At 40.0% G+C, this 18,075-nt stretch carries 24 protein-coding genes; 18 read left to right on the forward strand and 6 right to left on the reverse strand.

Annotated features, from left to right (window positions below):
- The 3 genes from COE25_RS31495 to COE25_RS09470 all read left to right on the forward strand — a co-directional run.
- On the forward strand, nt 1-492 hold a 492-nt coding region (locus COE25_RS31495; protein ID WP_257208750.1), incomplete at its 5' end, for a DNA-directed RNA polymerase subunit beta.
- Nucleotides 493-584: 92 nt separating this feature from the next.
- On the forward strand, nt 585-1,019 hold the full coding sequence (gene fabZ, locus COE25_RS09465) for a 3-hydroxyacyl-ACP dehydratase FabZ (RefSeq protein ID WP_040207086.1): 435 nt from the start codon (nt 585-587) through the stop codon (nt 1,017-1,019).
- A 195-nt stretch (nt 1,020-1,214) separates the two neighbouring features.
- Nucleotides 1,215-1,565: a hypothetical protein gene (locus COE25_RS09470; protein ID WP_098932526.1), complete on the forward strand. Its 351-nt coding sequence runs from the start codon at nt 1,215-1,217 to the stop codon at nt 1,563-1,565.
- 140 nt (nt 1,566-1,705) lie between these two features.
- On the opposite strand, the gene COE25_RS09475 is transcribed toward COE25_RS09470, so the two are convergent.
- A complete protein-coding gene (locus tag COE25_RS09475) occupies nt 1,706-2,143 on the reverse strand; it encodes a YwpF family protein (RefSeq protein ID WP_098932423.1) in 438 nt (145 codons plus the stop codon).
- Nucleotides 2,144-2,390: 247 nt separating this feature from the next.
- Here COE25_RS09475 and ssb point away from each other — a divergent pair, with 247 nt between their 5' ends.
- Both ssb and COE25_RS09485 read left to right on the forward strand, forming a co-directional pair.
- Complete coding sequence (gene ssb / locus COE25_RS09480) at nt 2,391-2,762, forward strand: single-stranded DNA-binding protein (RefSeq protein WP_088090143.1); 372 nt, start codon at nt 2,391-2,393, stop codon at nt 2,760-2,762.
- Complete coding sequence (locus tag COE25_RS09485; protein ID WP_098932424.1) at nt 2,752-2,979, forward strand: hypothetical protein; 228 nt, start codon at nt 2,752-2,754, stop codon at nt 2,977-2,979. The genes ssb and COE25_RS09485 overlap by 11 nt, the downstream gene beginning before the upstream one ends.
- A gap of 304 nt (nt 2,980-3,283) precedes the next feature.
- Here COE25_RS09485 and COE25_RS09490 read toward each other — a convergent pair whose 3' ends face one another.
- Nucleotides 3,284-3,697, reverse strand: a complete 414-nt coding sequence (locus COE25_RS09490) for a helix-turn-helix domain-containing protein (protein WP_098932425.1) — start codon at nt 3,695-3,697, stop codon at nt 3,284-3,286.
- A 208-nt stretch (nt 3,698-3,905) separates the two neighbouring features.
- Here COE25_RS09490 and COE25_RS09495 point away from each other — a divergent pair, with 208 nt between their 5' ends.
- The 3 genes from COE25_RS09495 to COE25_RS09505 all read left to right on the forward strand — a co-directional run bounded on the left by COE25_RS09495 (nt 3,906) and on the right by COE25_RS09505 (nt 7,784).
- A complete protein-coding gene (locus COE25_RS09495) occupies nt 3,906-4,322 on the forward strand; it encodes a hypothetical protein (RefSeq protein WP_098932426.1) in 417 nt (138 codons plus the stop codon).
- 355 nt (nt 4,323-4,677) lie between these two features.
- Nucleotides 4,678-5,820 carry a 3D domain-containing protein gene (locus COE25_RS09500; RefSeq protein WP_098932427.1) on the forward strand — a complete coding sequence of 381 codons (1,143 nt, stop codon included), beginning with the start codon at nt 4,678-4,680 and terminating at the stop codon, nt 5,818-5,820.
- Between the two features lie 278 nt (nt 5,821-6,098).
- Entirely contained in the window at nt 6,099-7,784 is a 1,686-nt protein-coding gene (locus tag COE25_RS09505) for a hypothetical protein (protein ID WP_098932428.1), read from the forward strand.
- A gap of 213 nt (nt 7,785-7,997) precedes the next feature.
- Here COE25_RS09505 and COE25_RS09510 read toward each other — a convergent pair whose 3' ends face one another.
- Complete coding sequence (locus COE25_RS09510) at nt 7,998-8,369, reverse strand: winged helix-turn-helix transcriptional regulator (RefSeq protein ID WP_098932429.1); 372 nt, start codon at nt 8,367-8,369, stop codon at nt 7,998-8,000.
- 178 nt (nt 8,370-8,547) lie between these two features.
- Between COE25_RS09510 and COE25_RS09515 the strand changes: the two genes are divergently transcribed.
- The 7 genes from COE25_RS09515 (at nt 8,548) to COE25_RS09540 (ending at nt 14,211) form a co-directional block, all read left to right on the forward strand.
- Nucleotides 8,548-9,753 (forward strand): MFS transporter, encoded by a 1,206-nt coding sequence (locus COE25_RS09515; protein ID WP_098932430.1) that lies wholly within the window; start codon nt 8,548-8,550, stop codon nt 9,751-9,753.
- A 294-nt stretch (nt 9,754-10,047) separates the two neighbouring features.
- Complete coding sequence (locus COE25_RS09520; protein ID WP_098932431.1) at nt 10,048-10,872, forward strand: aldo/keto reductase; 825 nt, start codon at nt 10,048-10,050, stop codon at nt 10,870-10,872.
- 34 nt (nt 10,873-10,906) lie between these two features.
- Nucleotides 10,907-11,089 carry a hypothetical protein gene (locus COE25_RS30195; RefSeq protein WP_142354462.1) on the forward strand — a complete coding sequence of 61 codons (183 nt, stop codon included), beginning with the start codon at nt 10,907-10,909 and terminating at the stop codon, nt 11,087-11,089.
- 134 nt (nt 11,090-11,223) lie between these two features.
- Nucleotides 11,224-11,997, forward strand: a complete 774-nt coding sequence (locus COE25_RS09525) for a class I SAM-dependent methyltransferase (RefSeq protein ID WP_098932432.1) — start codon at nt 11,224-11,226, stop codon at nt 11,995-11,997.
- Nucleotides 11,998-12,155: 158 nt separating this feature from the next.
- A complete protein-coding gene (locus tag COE25_RS09530; protein WP_098932433.1) occupies nt 12,156-12,473 on the forward strand; it encodes a hypothetical protein in 318 nt (105 codons plus the stop codon).
- A 95-nt stretch (nt 12,474-12,568) separates the two neighbouring features.
- Entirely contained in the window at nt 12,569-13,627 is a 1,059-nt protein-coding gene (locus COE25_RS09535; RefSeq protein WP_098932434.1) for a hypothetical protein, read from the forward strand.
- A 32-nt stretch (nt 13,628-13,659) separates the two neighbouring features.
- Nucleotides 13,660-14,211, forward strand: a complete 552-nt coding sequence (locus COE25_RS09540; protein WP_098932435.1) for a DUF4865 family protein — start codon at nt 13,660-13,662, stop codon at nt 14,209-14,211.
- A gap of 76 nt (nt 14,212-14,287) precedes the next feature.
- On the opposite strand, the gene COE25_RS31500 is transcribed toward COE25_RS09540, so the two are convergent.
- Nucleotides 14,288-14,422, reverse strand: coding sequence for a hypothetical protein (locus tag COE25_RS31500; RefSeq protein ID WP_256942512.1), 135 nt, complete (start codon nt 14,420-14,422; stop codon nt 14,288-14,290).
- Between the two features lie 167 nt (nt 14,423-14,589).
- Nucleotides 14,590-14,736, reverse strand: coding sequence for a hypothetical protein (locus tag COE25_RS30660; protein WP_180247469.1), 147 nt, complete (start codon nt 14,734-14,736; stop codon nt 14,590-14,592).
- Between the two features lie 333 nt (nt 14,737-15,069).
- On the opposite strand from COE25_RS30660, the gene COE25_RS09545 reads away from it, so the two are divergent.
- Nucleotides 15,070-15,915 (forward strand): STAS domain-containing protein, encoded by an 846-nt coding sequence (locus tag COE25_RS09545; RefSeq protein WP_257208752.1) that lies wholly within the window; start codon nt 15,070-15,072, stop codon nt 15,913-15,915.
- Nucleotides 15,916-16,059: 144 nt separating this feature from the next.
- On the opposite strand, the gene COE25_RS09550 is transcribed toward COE25_RS09545, so the two are convergent.
- Nucleotides 16,060-16,482 (reverse strand): VOC family protein, encoded by a 423-nt coding sequence (locus COE25_RS09550; protein ID WP_098932437.1) that lies wholly within the window; start codon nt 16,480-16,482, stop codon nt 16,060-16,062.
- A gap of 336 nt (nt 16,483-16,818) precedes the next feature.
- Between COE25_RS09550 and COE25_RS09555 the strand changes: the two genes are divergently transcribed.
- Together COE25_RS09555 and COE25_RS09560 are read left to right on the forward strand one after the other, a co-directional pair.
- Nucleotides 16,819-17,292 carry a hypothetical protein gene (locus COE25_RS09555; protein WP_098932438.1) on the forward strand — a complete coding sequence of 158 codons (474 nt, stop codon included), beginning with the start codon at nt 16,819-16,821 and terminating at the stop codon, nt 17,290-17,292.
- 292 nt (nt 17,293-17,584) lie between these two features.
- Nucleotides 17,585-18,058, forward strand: a complete 474-nt coding sequence (locus COE25_RS09560) for a hypothetical protein (protein WP_257208757.1) — start codon at nt 17,585-17,587, stop codon at nt 18,056-18,058.
- Nucleotides 18,059-18,075 lie beyond the last annotated feature (17 nt).

Below are 18,075 nucleotides of genomic sequence, written 5' to 3' on the forward strand. Positions count from 1 at the left end.
AAACAGGCCAAGGACGAAGCACAACAAACGAAGGTCATAGAGAAACAAGCGCCAACAAAGATTGTTGAGATACTAGCCAAGAACGTAGCAGGTAGACTAAAGGGGTTAAAAAAACCAACCTTGAATGTCGCAAGAAAAACTCAGGATGCGGGTCAACAGGCAAAAACCAAACAGCCGCGTCAGAAAAGCGAGACGCCAGGGGTCAAAGAAACGAAAATAAACCCAACTCGTGAGGCCCAAAGGTCCAAGGAGTCAAACACCACGAACAGCGCCGGTAAGAATGCGGAGACAGAACCTGTATCGTACAAACATATCAGAATACGGCTCATTCCGATTTGGCTGCGGCTCGTTCTATTAGTAGTAATGGCCATCTTCTGTGTGACGGCAGGCGCTGTTGTCGGTTACGGCCTACTTGGCGGCGGAAAAGTGGCAGAAGTTTTCCAAGAATCCACTTGGACACATATTATTGATTTAGTTCAAAAAGGAAAATAAATGGAGGAAGGGACGTAAATCCCTTCCTTTTTGTATACCTTAAGTAGTAGAATAGGAAATAGACACTTGTTACTAGTAGGAGGTACTAAAAAATGCTCGATATCGAACAAATCAAAGAAATCATTCCACATCGCTACCCATTTTTGTTAGTCGATCGAATTTTAGAAGTGGAAGAAGGAAAAAGCGCCGTTGGGATTAAAAATGTCAGCGCCAATGAAGAATTTTTCAACGGACATTTCCCAGATTATCCAGTGATGCCTGGTGTGTTAATCGTGGAAGCACTGGCACAGGTTGGGGCTGTCGCTATGTTGAAAAAAGAAGAAAACCGCGGCCGCTTAGCCTTTTTTGCAGGAATTGATGGCTGTCGTTTTAAAAAGCAAGTCAAGCCAGGCGACCAGCTTCGTCTTGAAGTGGAAATCGTACGCTTGCGCGGACCAATCGGCAAAGGAAAAGCCGTTGCAACCGTTGACGGCGAAGTTGCCTGCGAAGCGGAAATCACGTTTGCTTTAGGCGAGAAAAAAGAATAACCAAATGAGAGCGGCCGGAGGATTCTGGTCGCTTTTTTGTATGCTATTATGTAGGCGCGCAAAAACATAGAAGCAGCAATGACCTTCAAAACATTTTTGTAAAAAAATGCTTGCTATCATTTGAAAGACGTCGGGAACCCTAAAAAAAGACCAATAAAAGATAGGTCAAATTATGTTTGGAAGGGGTACATGATTTTGAAAAAAAAGTTATTTCTTTTGCTCGCAGGATCGATCTTATCTGCTGTCGTGTTAACAGGCTGTAATAACGACAATGATGACCAAAATCCACCACCACCGGCTGTAAATAATCCAGCAGACGTGAATAATCGAACAGATTTGAACAACCGAACAGATCTGAATAATCCAAATGGTATTAAATACGATGATGACAACATCGATTTAGACAACAGGAACAACCATTATCCAAACACAGAGGACAAAAATACCGATACCGACAAAGATCCAATTAAGGATAGCAACACCAAAAAAGAAGAAATAATCGAAGATGATATTGACGTGAATGATAGGGACAATAAAGACGAGTAAATAAGAAAAGCGGAAATGCCCGTGTAGCGGCGAAGTACACTAGCCCCAGGCGTTGGAGCTAGACAGTTTTCTAAGTTCAATACTTATACTTGGTTATATCTGAAACAAAAAGGGACTGGCATCTGCCTGTCCCTTTGCTTCTATTTTATTTCGTTTTTTACTTTGAGTTTCGGTTTGCTTTTTATTTTATCCCTAAATTCGGTAAGAAGCGCGGAACCCTCAAGCCCTTTTTGGAGGAGACTTTCGAGCAGTAGTTCGGAGTAATCACTTTTGTTGCGGCGAATACTGCCTTCGAACAAAACGCTGATATGCTTTTCGAATTTAGTCAATGAACAAATTTTTGTTTGAAAATAAGCTGGAGCATTTTCCTTCTTGGTAATGACAGCTTCGACAATAATGTCGCGGTCTTGCTCGGAAATTTTTTTGAAATAATCATAGAGGGACAAATCTGTATACGCCTCAAGCAGCCATGTCGAGCGCTCGTCTTCCTTATTAAGAATCAAGCCATCCACCAACGGAACTTCAACTGAAGCATCATCTTCGACCACATCTAAAGAGTACAATTTAAAAGATTTCATCACAACCTCCTGATTTCTTTTTCCTAAATTATAACATAGGTTCGCTTAAAGCAAATGTCGAATAATATTTGTCGAAATTTCAAAGATTAATTTTCCTGCAAAAAAAGGCCCTTCATTTTTGACAAAAACCCCCAAGAAAAACCGATTATCCTGCAATGATCAGCCTCGATAACTTCCTTTTCCTTGTTTTACAACCATCAGTCCAACGGGCTATGCTAGGACCATCAAACAAAAAGGAGATGAAAAAATGATCAATCAAGTCACATTGGTTGGCAGGTTGACGCGGGACCCGGAATTAAAAGAGACGACAGAAGGGACGCAAGTGTCTCATATCACTTTAGCAGTGACTCGTCACTATCGCAATCAAAACGGCGAAATTGAAGCAGATTTCGTTCAATGCACACTTTGGCGGAAAGCGGCAGAAAATACATGCAAGTATTGCCGTAAAGGTTCAGTCGTTGGGATCACCGGGAGATTGCAAACCCGGAACTACGATAACAAAGAGGGGAAAAGGGTGTATGTGACCGAGGTGATCGCCGAAACCGTCCGCTTCCTAAGCTCGAAGCCGCATGAAGCAGCGCCTGAGCCAAAAAAGGAGGAAATGACGATTGGGGTCTAACAATGAAATGGCCAGCAACCTCGAGCAATTATTGGAAAGCTTAATTAAGATGGTGGGAAATGCCAACAAAAACGTCGACAGCCTCCAAAGGCGCGTCTGCCAATTAGAATGGGCCATTAAGGAACAACAACATGAAATCAAGGAAAGAGACAACCTCATCAGAATTTACTCCTCACATCCACACGATTCTTCACAAAACATTCCTTTTCGTTTTTGAGTGATATTCAAAAAAATACGCCTTGGTTGCATCACGTTCAAGCTGCCAAGCGAATATTTTTAAAAAAATATCCCCGCAACTGCCTATTTATATAGAAAATCAAATACAGCTCCGTGTTCCATCTCCATTTTTCCGGCAGGTAATTGCCGGAATTTTTTTGTTGTCTACGGGTATAAAAATAATCAATCTGGATAAACTATAGAAAAAACCCCCCTGTTTTTTTAAAAAAGAAGCCGCTGAACTCGTCAGCGGCTTCTTTGATGTTTATACGTTTGTAAACTGCTTAAGCAGGAATACCTTTTTCTTAAAACTTATCCTTATGATGCTTACTCACTTTAATCTGGCTGATAAATGAATCAATATAAAAAGCTTTCCGTTTGGGTGGCATGAGATAAAGCTCTAATAAGGCCATTTTAAAATCAGGCTCTTTCTGAAGAAACTGGTTAATAATGAGCAGATCGTGATCGTCGCTGGTTTCCTTCGCGATGAATCCGGACCCCTCCGTTTTAGGCAGCAGCTGATCGAGCTCCTCCACCAAATATTCCATATCGACCTGGTAAATTTCCGCAAATCGAACCACCGTCTGATAGTTGGGAATACTTCTACCCGTTTCGTAGCGACTTACTGTGGACCGATCCATCCTCATCAAGTCGGCAAGCGTTTGCTGGGACCAGTTTCGGTTATCGCGCAATTTCCTTAATTTTTCCGATAAAGACATCTAATTCACCGCCATTAAAACAATTCATGGTTTTAACTTAACGGGAAAACAGAACATTAAGTTTGAATGTGTGAATTATTTGTGAAAAAAATGCACGATGTCGACAGAATATGTGCTGGCGGAAAATCGCAATAAAGGAAATTGGAAATTATCGTCGAATAATGATAGTTGGTGTAAATAATTGTAATATTGGGAGGTTCTTATTTTTGTGAAAAAAAACTTAATCATATTTATTGGTAAGCAAAACAACAACCAAAAAGTCGAAATCAAAAGTAAACCCAGTTTTTTCGATGCATTACAACTTTCTACCCAGTCGCCCCATACAACAGGAGATATTCCATACCAATCCATCCCGTTTTATAAAAAAGCAATCATTCCCATTCAAATCAATAATTCCAATATTCAAATCAGCTACCACCGTCACCATCATTCGCTACAAATAGTTAAAGAAGATATCGATCTAACAGAAAAAGAAGTGTTCGAGCTCCTCAATCATTTTGCTATAAAAGAAGATAACAAGGTTTCCTTTTTAGCCGTATTCCCGAATAGTAAAAGAAGACTTAAAGGAGCGAGAAAAGCATCCATTCGCGCGGAGAGCAGGGAGTTGAAGGAAGAAGAGCGATAAATGTGTATTTAATATGAGGTGCGCAAAAACGAACGGAGAAGAGTGGATGCACTGGCAACATAGAAAAGGTTCCGAAGATATATTCGAGACCTTTTCTTGCGTTTGCCCATTAAAATGCCAGGCGCCCAGCCTGGCTCAGGTAACTGCTCACCCAGGTGCCTGACACCAAAAAATTCCAACGCCAAAAATCCCCACCCACAACTGACATTCCACCGCAAAAAGAGGACACTGTTATGACACAGAATTGACACTTTCACGTGTAATATGACAAAAAGTGATGTACTTTTAATATTTCTGTAACATTACTGGTACATTTATCTGGTATAAATAGAGTACTAAGGAGAGGAGAAAGCGTATGCAAACGACAAAAAAGCGTATCATTCTCGTGTTACTTACAATCATGCTATCAGTAACGGGGTCTATGGTTACATATGCACAAACAAGCAGTGAAGCCCTACATAATGCCAAGCAACAGCTGGAGCAGAAACAAAGAATAGTAGAGCAAAAAGCCCAAGAAAAGCAGACTGTTAATCAAGAGATAGAAAAAATTCAACAAGAATTGAACTCTCTTTACAGCGATATTACAAGGAACAAAGAAACAATGGCAAAAACGCAACAAAAAATAGACGCAACAAATCAACTCATTGAAAAAAAGAAACAAGAAATCGTCGTCCTAGAAGATAAAATCCTTGCACGTAAAGGGATTATGAAGCAGCGGGCCGTCGCACTTCAACAAAATGATAACGTCAATGTAATGATCAACCTATTCTTCGAGTCTGATAGTATCTCAGAATTTATCCAACGCGCGAGCGCCGTTTCGGCCCTGATGGATGCGGATAAAGATATCTTAGGTGCCCAGAAGGAAGACCTTCAAAAGATTGAAAATGATAAAAAAGAGATTGATAGGCAAGAACAAATTTTATTAAAAGACCAAGAGGATCTTGAGAATCAACAAGCTCTACTTGATCAAAACATGCAAAAACGACAACAAACCTTAACCGTTATGCAACAAAAATACAGTCAAATTCTTAAACAAATGGCGCTAGCCGAACAGGAAAAAGCCGGCGTTGAGTCACAAATGAAGGATATTCAAGCGAAAATCAAAAAAGAACAAGATGAGGCCAAAGCACGTACAACTGCAAAAACAACAAAAGCAGCGCCATCATCATCAGCAGCAGAAAACATCACAACAACAACAGCAGCAACAACAAGTGGTAAGGAGATGTATGTTACCGCAACAGCATACAGCCCGGAAGAGTCCGGTTCCATTACCGCGCTCGGCTACAACATTCGTAAAAATCCGAATATGAAATTGATTGCCGTCGACCCTAGAGTCATTCCACTTGGTAAAAAAGTCTGGGTAGAAGGTTATGGCGTTGCCATCGCAGGTGACACAGGCGGCGCAATTAAGGGCCATAAAATCGACGTATTAGTGCCAAATAGAGCAAAAGCATTACAATGGGGTAGAAAGACCGTGAAAGTTATCGTTTTAAACTAATTCCGGCAATAATCTCAGCCATCAAAAAAAGATCTAACAGCTAAATGTTAGGTCTTTTTTTTGAAATAAGATTCATATCGACCTCTGAACAACATAGGCTGGCTAATGGCTAAGCTAGCAGCAGCGGCAATCACATGGTCCAAGGCAGTTTGCTCTTTAATAAATCCGGGGAAATCCAAAAATTTTAATCCATGTCCACATTGCTGATTTTGTTGTTATGAAATAAAATAAATTCATAATGTCATAAATTAGAAGAATGAGATAAGGGATGGGGAACGATGATTGAATTAAAGCTGCGTTCGATTTTAAAGCAAGTAAAAAGTGAAAGTCCGCAAAAAAGGCTGGAGGCATTTCAACAGCTTTCTGAATATAAGCATCAAGAAGGACTCGAGGTTCAAATCGATGTATTAATGGATATGATCAAGACCGCTGCGTCAAAATTTCCAGAGCGTGTAGATAATTGGGACAACCCATCATTTTATCTCATTGACTTTGTCTGTGATTTTCCGATGCCGGAAGTGGTGGAGGGACTCCTAAAGCATTTCGACGGACTGGATGTACAGGCAAAAGAGCGGGCTATTGAAACGTTGCTAACAACTGAAGATGAAGAGATATTCTACGTGCTCGAGGAAAAAATAATTGGGTTAATCCAGACAGAGGATTTCTTTATTCCAGTTAAAGACCTAGAACCGTATCCGATGCTGATCAAGGGAATCCTTGATAAAACACTCGAGCATCTAAATACCAAACACTATAAATTCATGCTGTATGATTTGTTATTATCGCTAAACTCTTCCGGCTTAGAACAAGGCTATAAAAAGGAGGTAATCCTCCAGACCTTGCTCGAAGATTATCAGGCAGAGAAACAAGCTTACTTGAAATATGATCCCGATTTTACTAGCAAATATGTGTACACGGCATGGAAGGATAGCTATTTTGTCCTTCGTTCGAGAATGCGATTGCTTATTAGCTTAATGGAATATTATTATTCAACAGACATGGGCGCCGAGCTAGAGCAGGCAATGTCTTTCCGTGATCCGTTTATTAAAACAGAAGCGCTGATCATATCCATCGCCAAAAACCTTCCATATAATCAAAACACACTAGTAGAGGTTTCAAATCAGATTGAAAGTGCAGAAATGGTTTATTGGGAATTGAAGGAAAGAAATCTGGAACATCTGTATCCAATCACTAAAGAAAAGCAGCCACATTTGGCGAAATCTAGGCTTTTTTCGACAATTATCAACCTGCCAGAGGAAGAAGAAGGAGTCATCCGCTTTCCTGAAGACATTCAGATCATCGATAAAATCGATACAGAAAACACCTATGGCCAGCCGATCCGCTATTACTTATTGAGTTTCTTGCATATCGGGACCCGATATGCGGGCTGGGCAGGCGGCTATGCGCTCGAGGATGGCGACGATACGGCCGAACTATGGGACGGAAGCTACACTGATTTTGTCGAATTTGATACAGTAAGCATCGAAGAACACAAAGCCGCTTTTTTCAATAAAAGAGCAGAGGAAAAACAAGAACATGAAACCAGTGTCTATTTTGAAAGTTCACCACGGCTCAGCAAAGGTGCATGGTTCTTTCTTGGCCTCGCGGTTGTTAACTGGATTAGAGAGGCTGTCGGAGGATTTTCAGAAGACTCGATTCCTTACTTGATTGTACTAACCGTTATCGGCGGTGCTGTTTGTCTATATGAACTTACAAGAAATAAGAAAAGAGCCATCCAAGTCGTCGGCCGGCAGCTTGTGATGAAGGACGGATCCAAACAGCATGAGATCGGAATACACGAAATCAAAAAGGTTGAATACAACAAAAAGCATGTTCTCGTCTACGACAAGAAAAACGAACTTGCGTTTAAATTCCCGCTCCGCTGGGTCCGATACGACCTGTTTTACGTTCACATGATGGAGCATACCGACCATCTAAAAGACCGGCCATTTATACAATCATAAAAAGCGTCCCACAAGACGCCGTAAGCATAAGAAAAGCAAAATGGTTCCGGGCAACAATCGCCGGAACCATTTTTTTGTCGTGCATTTTCATAGTGCCTGACACCCAAAGCACCATTTACAGTGGTCTTATACAAAAAATGGTGCCAGACACCGGAAAACACCATTGGCAGTGGACTCACATCACAAACGGTGCCTGACACCAATAAAAGCCATCTATTTCAGATGATCATTCAATACATTTTCCTCCAGGACAGAAAACTTATCCCCGTAGACCCTCGTAATATGATTCTCGCCCCATGTACAAAGCGAATTAAGAATCCCCTCCAAGCTCCGACCGTATTCACTTAGCTCATACTCAACCTTCGGCGGAATCTGATTATAAATAATCCGATTAATCACGCCATCCTCCTCCAACTCCCGCAGCTGCTGCGTCAGCATCTTCTGCGTAATATTCGGCATCAACCGCTTCAATTCACTCGTCCGCTTTTTCCCATGCGTCAAATGGCAGAGAATTACACACTTCCATTTCCCCCCAATCACCTCAAGCGTCGCTTCCACCGATATATTGTATTTCTTCTTCTCCATTACACATCTTCCTCCTCATTCAGACAGGCACCGAAAAGTACCTACCGCACCCAAAGGTACCTATATCACTTTAAAGTGCGTACTTCCTAATATTCCTCATATAAACCATAATAACATTTGCCGGATGAAAACAATCATACCCTTTTAAATAAACCTACACAAATGAGGAGGAAAAATCATGCCTTTAAATAAACAGCAAAGCACACTCGCACTACTGGCCCTAGCCGTCAGCGCCTTCGCGATCGGAACAACCGAATTCATCAGCGTCGGCCTGCTGCCGCTCATCGCCAAAGATTTGCATATACCCGTTACAACGGCCGGACTAACCGTCTCCCTATACGCCCTTGGGGTCACATTCGGAGCGCCCGTCCTAACATCACTGACATCGCGCATGTCACGCAAAACCTTATTACTATGGATCATGATCGTCTTCATCATCGGTAACAGCATCGCCGCAACCGCAACAAGCATCAGCGTCCTACTCGTCGCTCGCGTGATTTCCGCACTGTCGCACGGCGTCTTCATGTCGATCGGCTCAACTATCGCCGCCGACCTTGTCCCGGCCAACCGCCGTGCCAGCGCCATATCCATCATGTTCTCCGGCCTCACCGTCGCCACCGTCACCGGCGTGCCATTCGGAACATTCATTGGCCAACAATATGGCTGGAGACTCGCCTTCGTCATCATCATCGTCGTAGGAATAATCGGATTCATCGCCAACTGGATTCTCATTCCTTCTTTTTTGAAAAAAGGAACCCAGACCAGCGTTCGAGACCAGTTCAAGCTCCTGACCAATGGCCGGCTCTTACTTCTATTCACAATCACGGCATTGGGGTATGGTGGCACATTTGTTGTCTTTACTTATTTGTCACCATTACTACAGGAAATAACCGGCTTTAAAGAAGGCTCGATTGCAATAATTTTACTAGCCTACGGATTGGCGATCGCGGTGGGCAATATGGTGGGAGGGAAGCTATCGAACCGCAATCCGATTGGATCCCTATTCTATATGTTTATCGTTCAAGCCGTTGTTCTCTTTGTCTTGATGTTCACGGCACAATTCAAAATCGCAGGCCTCATCACGATTATATTTATGGGATTGCTCGCCTTTATGAACGTACCAGGGCTGCAAGTATACGTCGTCATCCTCGCGGAACGCTACGTCCCGAGTGCCGTCGATGTTGCATCCGCCCTCAACATCGCCGCCTTTAACGCCGGAATCGCCATCGGTTCCTACCTAGGCGGCACCATTACCGACACACTAGGCCTCATCCACACCACCTGGATCGGAGCCTTAATGGTCCTCGCAGCGGCTATCCTAACAGGATGGAGCCGAGCGTTGGAGCGGAGAGTCCAACCAGTTTTATCAGAAGAAGCTTGCTAAAGCCATAATAATTAAAAGCACGTAGCAAAAATATAGATTCGCTGAAAAAATCGTGTTTCCGCTGATAAATGACAGTTTCGCTGATAAAATCGGTTTATCGCTGATAAAAGGAAATTTTCCGCTGATATATCTTAAAATGGGTTGACGGGGTGTAATTTTATCCTAAATTTAAGCGGCTAAGGCGTTGAAAAGTAGTAAAAAGCAGTAATCTTTACGAAAACATCCTAACAGAACATGTAAAACGATCTTGCTAGGTTAAAATAACAACTTTTATATCTCGAGGAGGAACATTAGATGAATTTACAAAGTACAACAACATTAAATAATGGGGTAAAAATGCCTTGGTTCGGACTTGGCGTCTTTAAAGTAGAGGAAGGACCTGAGTTAGTGGACGCGGTGAAAACAGCGATCCAACATGGCTACCGCAGCATTGATACAGCGGCCATCTATGAAAACGAAGAAGGCGTCGGACAAGGGATTAAGGAATCAGGCATCGCTAGAGAAGATTTATTTGTCACTTCCAAGGTTTGGAATGCCGACCTTGGCTACGAATCCACATTAGCGGCCTATCAAACAAGCCTAGATAAACTAGGTTTAGAGTACTTGGACCTCTATCTGATTCATTGGCCTGTGGCGGGCAAATACAAGGAGGCGTGGCGAGCATTAGAGACGCTTTATAAAGAAGGGCGCGTACGTGCGATTGGGGTAAGTAATTTCCAAGTGCATCACCTTGAAGACCTGATGAAAGATGCAGAGGTCAAGCCGATGGTAAACCAAGTCGAATACCATCCGCGCTTAACCCAAAAAGAAGTCCAAGCATTCTGCCGCGAACAGGGAATTCAGATGGAAGCTTGGTCGCCATTAATGCAAGGACAATTGTTAGACAATGAAGGATTGACAGCAATCGCCGCAAAATACAAGAAATCAGTCGCCCAAATCGTCCTGCGCTGGGATCTGCAAAACGGCGTCATCACCATTCCAAAATCAACAAAAGAACAGCGAATCATCGAAAACTCACAAGTATTCGACTTTGAGCTAACACAAGAAGACATGCACCAAATCAACAACCTAAACCAAAACCACCGCGTCGGCCCAGACCCCGACAACTTTGACTTTTAAAATTACCTTTGATGTCATCTATGGTGTCATTTTGGTGTCAGGCACCGTCCGTGGACAAATGCACTTATTTGTCCATCTCGAGTGGAAAGACCAATCTTGCTATGAGATTGGTCTTTTTTCTATTCTTTCATTTACCGTCCCAGGCAAAAATCCAGTCGTACATAAATGGAGAGCCGTTTCATATACCGCTCAAAGAAAAAAACCGCTTCGCCGGTAAATGGAGGGAGCTAATAATAATGGTGTCAGGCACCATTCGTGGACATTTGTACTTGTACACAGGACAACCGAAACCAAATTTTTCCAGACCTTTGTTATAATGTTTAGCAAAGTACCAAAAAGGGGTTGGGAAGGATGGCTAATGGAGTTCAGGAAGATAGTTGGAATGCCAATTTATATGATAAGAAGCATTCTTTTGTTTCTCAATTTGGAGGGGATTTGGTCCAATTGCTAGCACCTCAGTCAGGTGAAAAGATGCTTGATCTTGGCTGCGGAACAGGGGATCTAGCCAACCAACTGAATCAACTGGGCGCCGATATTATTGGGATTGATAAATCCGAAAACATGATCCACCAAGCACAAAAAAAGTACCCGGGTCTCACCTTCAAGGTACAGGACGCTGTGAACATGGGGTACACCAACGAGTTTGATGCGGTGTTCTCTAATGCTACACTTCATTGGATTAAAACTCCGAAACAGGCTCTCGAGTCCATTTATAATGCCTTAAAACCTGGGGGCAGATTTGTCGCTGAATTCGGCGGGAAAGGCAACGTCCAGAAAATTACCGCCGCAATCCTTAATCAGTTAGGCGAACAGGGAATCAAGTATAAATCAGAGCAGCTCCCTTGGTATTACCCAAGCATTGGTGAATACACATCCATAATGGAACAAGTGAGATTTCGTGTCACCCACGCCCAGCATTTTGATCGGCCGACCCCTTTATCTGGAGAGCAAGGCTTAAGAAATTGGATCGAGATGTTCGCCGCCAGCATGTTCGAAGGCGTGACAAGCGACATCAAAGAGCTAATCATCACGAGAGTGGAAGAGAACTTAAGAGAAGTTTTATTCCATGATGGTAAGTGGATCGCGGATTATAAGCGGATTCGTGTACTGGCGATAAAAGAGTAATCACGGGGACCAAATTGGGTCCTTCTTTTGGTTAAGCCTGGTAAATGGTTCTGTACCTCTGTGAACATGGAACCAATATTAAAAAAACCAATAATTGGAACCTTTTTGCGAAAAATCCGTAAATAGAGATAACTATTTTAAAAGGGGAGTTAAAAATAATGAAAAGACTAATTACCATCATGATTACGTTTTTAGTTTTAACAGGATTGAGTTATGGCATAACGTATTATACCCATACAAAATTCATTGATTATTCATTCTTTATTGGATTAGCAGTCACTGTTATGATTTGGTTCTTTACTTCAAAAGGCGGGCACACTTCAAGATATTTAGATATGACAATTCAAGGCACCACTGGGGTCAAAGTTGATCAACAAAAGTATGAGTTTTCACCAAATGTTGTTTTCCTTACCTCCCTGGCCTATACCATCATTACCCTTGGAGCGATGTTATTTCATTACAGAAGTTATTTCTAAAAGTTCTAAACATTTTTATAGTGCATTAGTCTTTTTAAAATTGGATATTTATGTTAAAATAATAGTGTCAAAGTACGTTCAGGAGGTAACAATGAATGATATCTCTGTCGAAAAATAAATGGATCTGGTTCACTGTCGTCCTCTCCTTTGTGATCGGTTCAAATCTATTAATCTATCGGCTGGAAAGCTTAGCGCCACTCCCAACTGGAATCGCCTTAGGATCCCTATTTGATTTCATCCTTACCATACCCTTACTCGTGTACTTCTTTATCCTAAGAAAACGTTACTCGCTAAAATATATACTCCCAGTCATGATTGCGGGCTATGGCGCTGCGGTCCTAATAATTCCACACGGCCTCCTGTCAGCCTACTCCTTCGTAAAATATATCTTATTAGTGGGCGAGGCAGCTTTTTTCCTGCTCGAACTTTACTTAGTCATTAATTTGATTGCAAAAATACCAGCCATCATCAAGAGTTACCGCACAAACGCCAGCGAAATTCCAACCTTCCCATACCGAATGAAGCAGGCATGGGATCAGCATCTACCACCATCCCGGGTCCAAGAAATCTGTTTCTCCGACATGACGATGTATTATTACAGCCTATTTTCTTGGCGGAAAAAACCAATGTTACCTAATGAGTCTATTTACACCTATCATAAAAAAACAGGCGCCATCACGCTATACGTCATGCTGATCCACGCCCTAGTTTTGGAATCCGTAGGTTTTCACTTCCTCCTTCACTCGTGGAGTCCACTAGTAGCCACTATCGCTCTGGTACTTAATGTGTATACGTTATTATTCTTTCTCGCTGAAATCCAAGCGATTAGAAATTGTCCGATTATGATCACCGACCAACATTTATACCTCCAAATCGGGCTCAACAAACATTTAATCGTTCCGCTTGAGGAAATTAAAAGTATCCACCCATATCAAGGCCCCGAAAAATTAACAAAGCAGCAATCAAAACAAGTTTTCGACGCGGTCCTTGCTGATTTTTTCAAAGAAAAACCCACATTTGAGGTGGAGTTTCATCATCCAATCGAAGCCAGGTTCATCTACGGGATTAAGAAAAAGGTCACCAAGGCCCATCTCCGTCTCGATGAACCACAAAAATTCTTTCAGGCACTCACTACAAAAATAAATACCGAGTGATTCTCAAGGACTCAAAAGGAGGAAATGATAAAATGATCGCCACACAATACAAGATTATCTTACCAAGTGATTATGATATGAATATAATCAGAGACAGAGTCCGAAATAATGGTCATAAAACAGATGGATTTGAGGATCTCAAATTTAAGCTTTATTTGATCACGGAAAAAGGAATCCATAATAATTTACAAAATAGTTATTGCCCATTATACCTTTGGAACGGCAGCAACGGGCTAAACAAGTTCTTATTTAATGGGTATTATGACAATATAATCAACTCTTTTGGATGGCAGCGAGTAAATGTTGGAATTCCACTAATTGATACAACGACATCGAAAATCAAAGAGAATAAATATCTTTTCCAAATCACAAGGGACATACCACCACAACAAAGTCTAAATAACTTAAAAGATAAAATAGGAAAAGAAATACCAACGATTGATCATACAGAGTATCTAGTTATTTATAATCCCGAGAAATGGAAGTATGATGTGTTTTACTTTTTAAACGAAGTAAGCATTGTACAAGAAATGAGCGGAGTAATTTATCAAATACTACATATATCGCAAGAAAAAAGCAGCTAGTTAAAAAGCGTTTCTGCATAGAACAGAAACGCCCCGCTAGAACAACAAAAGGGACAGGTTAACTTTCCCTTTTGGTTTACTTATTATGACTTTTTTGAGCTTTTAATGCGACTTTTTCAAAGCCATTTCCTCGTTCTTCCGCAAATTCCAAATCTGCTTTTGGCAGAGCCGTATTATGTTTCTTAAATTGGTTATTCTTAGTTTTAGCCATTTTTTCACCACCCATGTAGATTTCCCTCGTCAGGATGCAAAAATTTCGGCACCCCACGAATTTAGTTTGCTTTCTTTTTTTGAGGCTATGCTAGTTGAATTTCTTTCTTAACATCAAAAAAATGAAGCCTTCCACATTATGAAGGCTTCGTTGACTTATAAAATGGATTAATGGACCCGGATAATCTCGTAAATATATTCATCGTGGTGAACCCTGGTATGTTTTGATTCTAATCGTTCGAATTCGTGGATTTCATCTATTGGCTCGCCAAGCAACCAGTTTTTGAGTTCAAACAAAAAATCAGTAAGCATCATGATTCCTCCCTGGAATGGGTTATTGGATACCTTATAAACTTATTATACATGTGAATCACTTCACATAAAAGCGGTTACATAATAAGCGAAATAGCAAAATTATACTGAAAAATAAGAGAAGTTTGTCTCAATGTGAGGGGACAAAAAGGAGCGACTAAGCGCGTTACTTTTATTTGAAGATCCAGCTCCTTTTTTGGTGGCTTCTCTTATTGTACTAACGGAGCAGGTTAGTATAATAAGGAGGTGTATGCAGCAAGACTTAATTGGTAAGATAAGTTAAAATTTACTTAGTATAATGTATATAATATTGAATTGATGGAGGGGGGATTTAAGTTGCATAAAAATAAAGAATTACACTCGTTTTTATTGGCTAAGGCAAGAAATCTTACAGAGGAATGGTATAATTCTCTAGATAAAAATGACCCGTCAGGAGTATATGCCTCGGATGACCCTAATATAATCAATACTTTAAAAAAACAAAACTTTGATTTCCATTTACATCTTTGTGAGGCTTTTATTAGAGAGGAAACAGCGTTCCTGGAAGAATTTCAAAAATGGATCCTTAGGATTGCTCAAGATCCACAGCATTTAAACACACCAATCCATTTTATGTTAAGAGAATTTTTCAGAGTGCGGGAACAGTATCTTGATTATATTAAAGATTTTGTTTCTCTACATATGGGTGAGTTTCCCAATGAGGTGATAGATAGCTGGAATCGAATGATTTTAAAAGCATTTGATAAAGTTATGTTAGGTTTTGTCGAAGAACATCAATACTATTTACATCAAAAACTATCTGCTCAACAGGAACTTATCCAGGAGTTAAGTTCTCCGGTTATTACTCTTAACAACGAGGTAGCATTACTTCCTCTTGTAGGCGATATAGATACAAGACGGGCAAAGTTAATGCTTGAAAATACATTAAACCAGTGTGCAAATCTAGGAGTAAATTTTCTTGTTATTGATTTATCAGGCGTTCCAATGATTGATACAATGGTAGCACATCAAATTTTCCATCTGATAAAAGCATTGAGATTAATAGGGGTGACATCTACCCTTACAGGAGTTAGACCTGAGATAGCACAAACGGCTGTACAGCAAGGACTCGAATTTAATGGTGTTCCCACATATTCTACTCTACGACAAGCTCTGATTTCGATGGCTATCATCAAAAGATAACATTGTTTTTTGTTTGTCGATTAGCTACCACAAAACGGTAGCTTTTTTATTTAAATTAAAAAAGGGGTTGCTGCGACGATACCTATTGTTCTTAAACTAAAGGGGATAAACAGGGTATATAAGTACCCTGCTTTTATGAATCAGTTATTTAATTCGTTTTAAAATTGGGTGGTCTTCTTTTAACTCAAGCAAATCCCATAAGTTCCCGTATAAATCCTTAAATACTGCAACCGTTCCATAAGGTTGCTCTTTTGGCTCTCTTACAAATTCTATTCCCTTTGAGGTCATCTCATTATAATCTCTCCAAAAATCATCGGAGTTTAAAAATAGAAAGACTCTCCCGCCTGCCTGATTACCTACAAATGGTTCTTGTTCAGGTTTAGATGCTTTTGCGAGTAGTACTGTTGTACCAACAGAACCAGGTGGAGCAACCACTACCCACCTCTTATTCTCCTCTGGTAAAAAAGTGTCTTCAATTAATGTGAAATTAAGTTTATTAGTATAAAAATCTATTGCGTCATCATATTCTCTAACAACTAATGCGATGTGAACAATTGATTGAATCATTTGCTTACCTCTTTTCAGCTCAATATCATGGTTTATTTATTAACATATAGGAAACCATCCTAAGTTTAACCAAATTTTTAATCAGGAGAACAATTTTGTCAACTGAAAATAGATAATAAAGTATCTGTTATTTACTTTGCCATTTGGGGTGCCGTTATTAAATCCTTGCAAACTTGAAATAAAGTGAATGGACCTTGTTTAACTAACTGGTGCAAGAGTTGTAGATCAAGCTGTCATTTTGGCACCTTTCTTGTGGCACTAAAGGGGCAGAATAGCTAAATAAAGAAGGAGATATACTAAATTAAATAATTCCTTTTGGATAAGGGGGGTATTAATATGTCAATGAAAAAACAGTGGTTACTTAATATTGTAATGATATTACTCTCGTGGCTTACAATACCTTTGTTAGGATGGCGGACTATAAAGAGATTTTTACCAGCCTCAATCCTTGCTGTTCTACTATGTAGTTTGGATGCTCAAATTGGAAAAAAACGCAGATGGTGGTCTTTTTATAATAAACCACAGTCCTTTATTCAAAATGAATTTCCTTTTCTCATAGGTCCAATGTTGGCGATGTCTTTATGGACATTAAAATGGGGATACGGAAATTTTAAAAAGTTTATTATGTTAAATGTTATTGGCGAAGCAATTTTTGTATCTCCAATTACAAGGTTATTCACAAAATTAAAACTCTATAAATTAGTTCAATTTAACAAATTTCAATTCTTTCTATATTTCTTTTACAAGGCTTTTTTCTTATATGGATTTCAATATCTTTTTGAAAAATACAAGAAAACTAATGACTTTTAAAGTAGCGCGTGCGACTCTTCAAGATGAAGGTTGCCTTTTTTTATTCTACAATAAAAATTGTGAAATTTTGCACTTAAACTATCGGGTGCAAGAGTTAAACAATTAGACAGATCAATTTGTATAATGCAGTAAAAAAGTCATTCTATTGAGAATGACTTTTTTTGCGGCTTAAATCAATTCGATATAATAATCTGCAAATCTTAAATTAAGACTAGTCCAACCGTAGGACAAAACTTGAAATAATCATAATTAATTTGGAGAAAGTAAATAAGAGGTGATTCGTTTGAGTTCAGTGACGAAGAATTTAGATTTACATGCTCAAGGAACTTGGCTGCCAATCTGTGTAGGCTTGTTATTGTTTTTATATGCTCTTTTTATGCCTAAAAAAGAGATCGGTTGGAGAGAATTTTATATTACATTTGGAATCATAGGTTATTTTGCTTGGATTGGTGATTCCTTATTTGGAAAAATGCTCGACCTTGTTGATTTTGGTAACCCAAATATCACGGGAATAGGAGAGTTTATAAGTTACAGCTTAATTCCTTCCTCTCTTTCCGTTATTTTTTTAAACTATTTTAAGAAAACAAATAAATGGATACTAGTCATTATATTTACCATAATTGCTACTCTAGTGGAATGGGGAATGCGAAAAGTAGGTTATATCAAGCCACACGGCTGGAGCTTTTTCTTTTCAATACCGTTGTATTTTGTAGTATTTAGCTTTTTCCTCCCATTACACAGAAAATTTATAAAGTGCAAATCCTAATTTAGGAATATTCCTCC

The sequence above is a fragment of the Bacillus sp. AFS031507 genome, from assembly GCF_002584635.1.
Lineage (GTDB): Bacteria > Bacillota > Bacilli > Bacillales > Cytobacillaceae > Neobacillus.

What these genes read in the sequence shown, in the direction of transcription:
- fabZ (WP_040207086.1), top strand. Translation starts at nt 585, where the DNA reads ATGCTCGATATCGAACAAATCAAAGAAATCATTCCACATCGCTACCCA.
- COE25_RS09475 (WP_098932423.1), bottom strand. Translation starts at nt 2,143, where the DNA reads ATGAAATCTTTTAAATTGTACTCTTTAGATGTGGTCGAAGATGATGCT.
- ssb (WP_088090143.1), top strand. Translation starts at nt 2,391, where the DNA reads ATGATCAATCAAGTCACATTGGTTGGCAGGTTGACGCGGGACCCGGAA.
- COE25_RS09490 (WP_098932425.1), bottom strand. Translation starts at nt 3,697, where the DNA reads ATGTCTTTATCGGAAAAATTAAGGAAATTGCGCGATAACCGAAACTGG.
- COE25_RS09500 (WP_098932427.1), top strand. Translation starts at nt 4,678, where the DNA reads ATGCAAACGACAAAAAAGCGTATCATTCTCGTGTTACTTACAATCATG.
- COE25_RS09505 (WP_098932428.1), top strand. Translation starts at nt 6,099, where the DNA reads ATGATTGAATTAAAGCTGCGTTCGATTTTAAAGCAAGTAAAAAGTGAA.
- COE25_RS09510 (WP_098932429.1), bottom strand. Translation starts at nt 8,369, where the DNA reads ATGGAGAAGAAGAAATACAATATATCGGTGGAAGCGACGCTTGAGGTG.
- COE25_RS09515 (WP_098932430.1), top strand. Translation starts at nt 8,548, where the DNA reads ATGCCTTTAAATAAACAGCAAAGCACACTCGCACTACTGGCCCTAGCC.
- COE25_RS09520 (WP_098932431.1), top strand. Translation starts at nt 10,048, where the DNA reads ATGAATTTACAAAGTACAACAACATTAAATAATGGGGTAAAAATGCCT.
- COE25_RS09525 (WP_098932432.1), top strand. Translation starts at nt 11,224, where the DNA reads ATGGCTAATGGAGTTCAGGAAGATAGTTGGAATGCCAATTTATATGAT.
- COE25_RS09530 (WP_098932433.1), top strand. Translation starts at nt 12,156, where the DNA reads ATGAAAAGACTAATTACCATCATGATTACGTTTTTAGTTTTAACAGGA.
- COE25_RS09535 (WP_098932434.1), top strand. Translation starts at nt 12,569, where the DNA reads ATGATATCTCTGTCGAAAAATAAATGGATCTGGTTCACTGTCGTCCTC.
- COE25_RS09540 (WP_098932435.1), top strand. Translation starts at nt 13,660, where the DNA reads ATGATCGCCACACAATACAAGATTATCTTACCAAGTGATTATGATATG.
- COE25_RS31500 (WP_256942512.1), bottom strand. Translation starts at nt 14,422, where the DNA reads ATGGCTAAAACTAAGAATAACCAATTTAAGAAACATAATACGGCTCTG.
- COE25_RS30660 (WP_180247469.1), bottom strand. Translation starts at nt 14,736, where the DNA reads ATGATGCTTACTGATTTTTTGTTTGAACTCAAAAACTGGTTGCTTGGC.
- COE25_RS09550 (WP_098932437.1), bottom strand. Translation starts at nt 16,482, where the DNA reads ATGATTCAATCAATTGTTCACATCGCATTAGTTGTTAGAGAATATGAT.
- COE25_RS09555 (WP_098932438.1), top strand. Translation starts at nt 16,819, where the DNA reads ATGTCAATGAAAAAACAGTGGTTACTTAATATTGTAATGATATTACTC.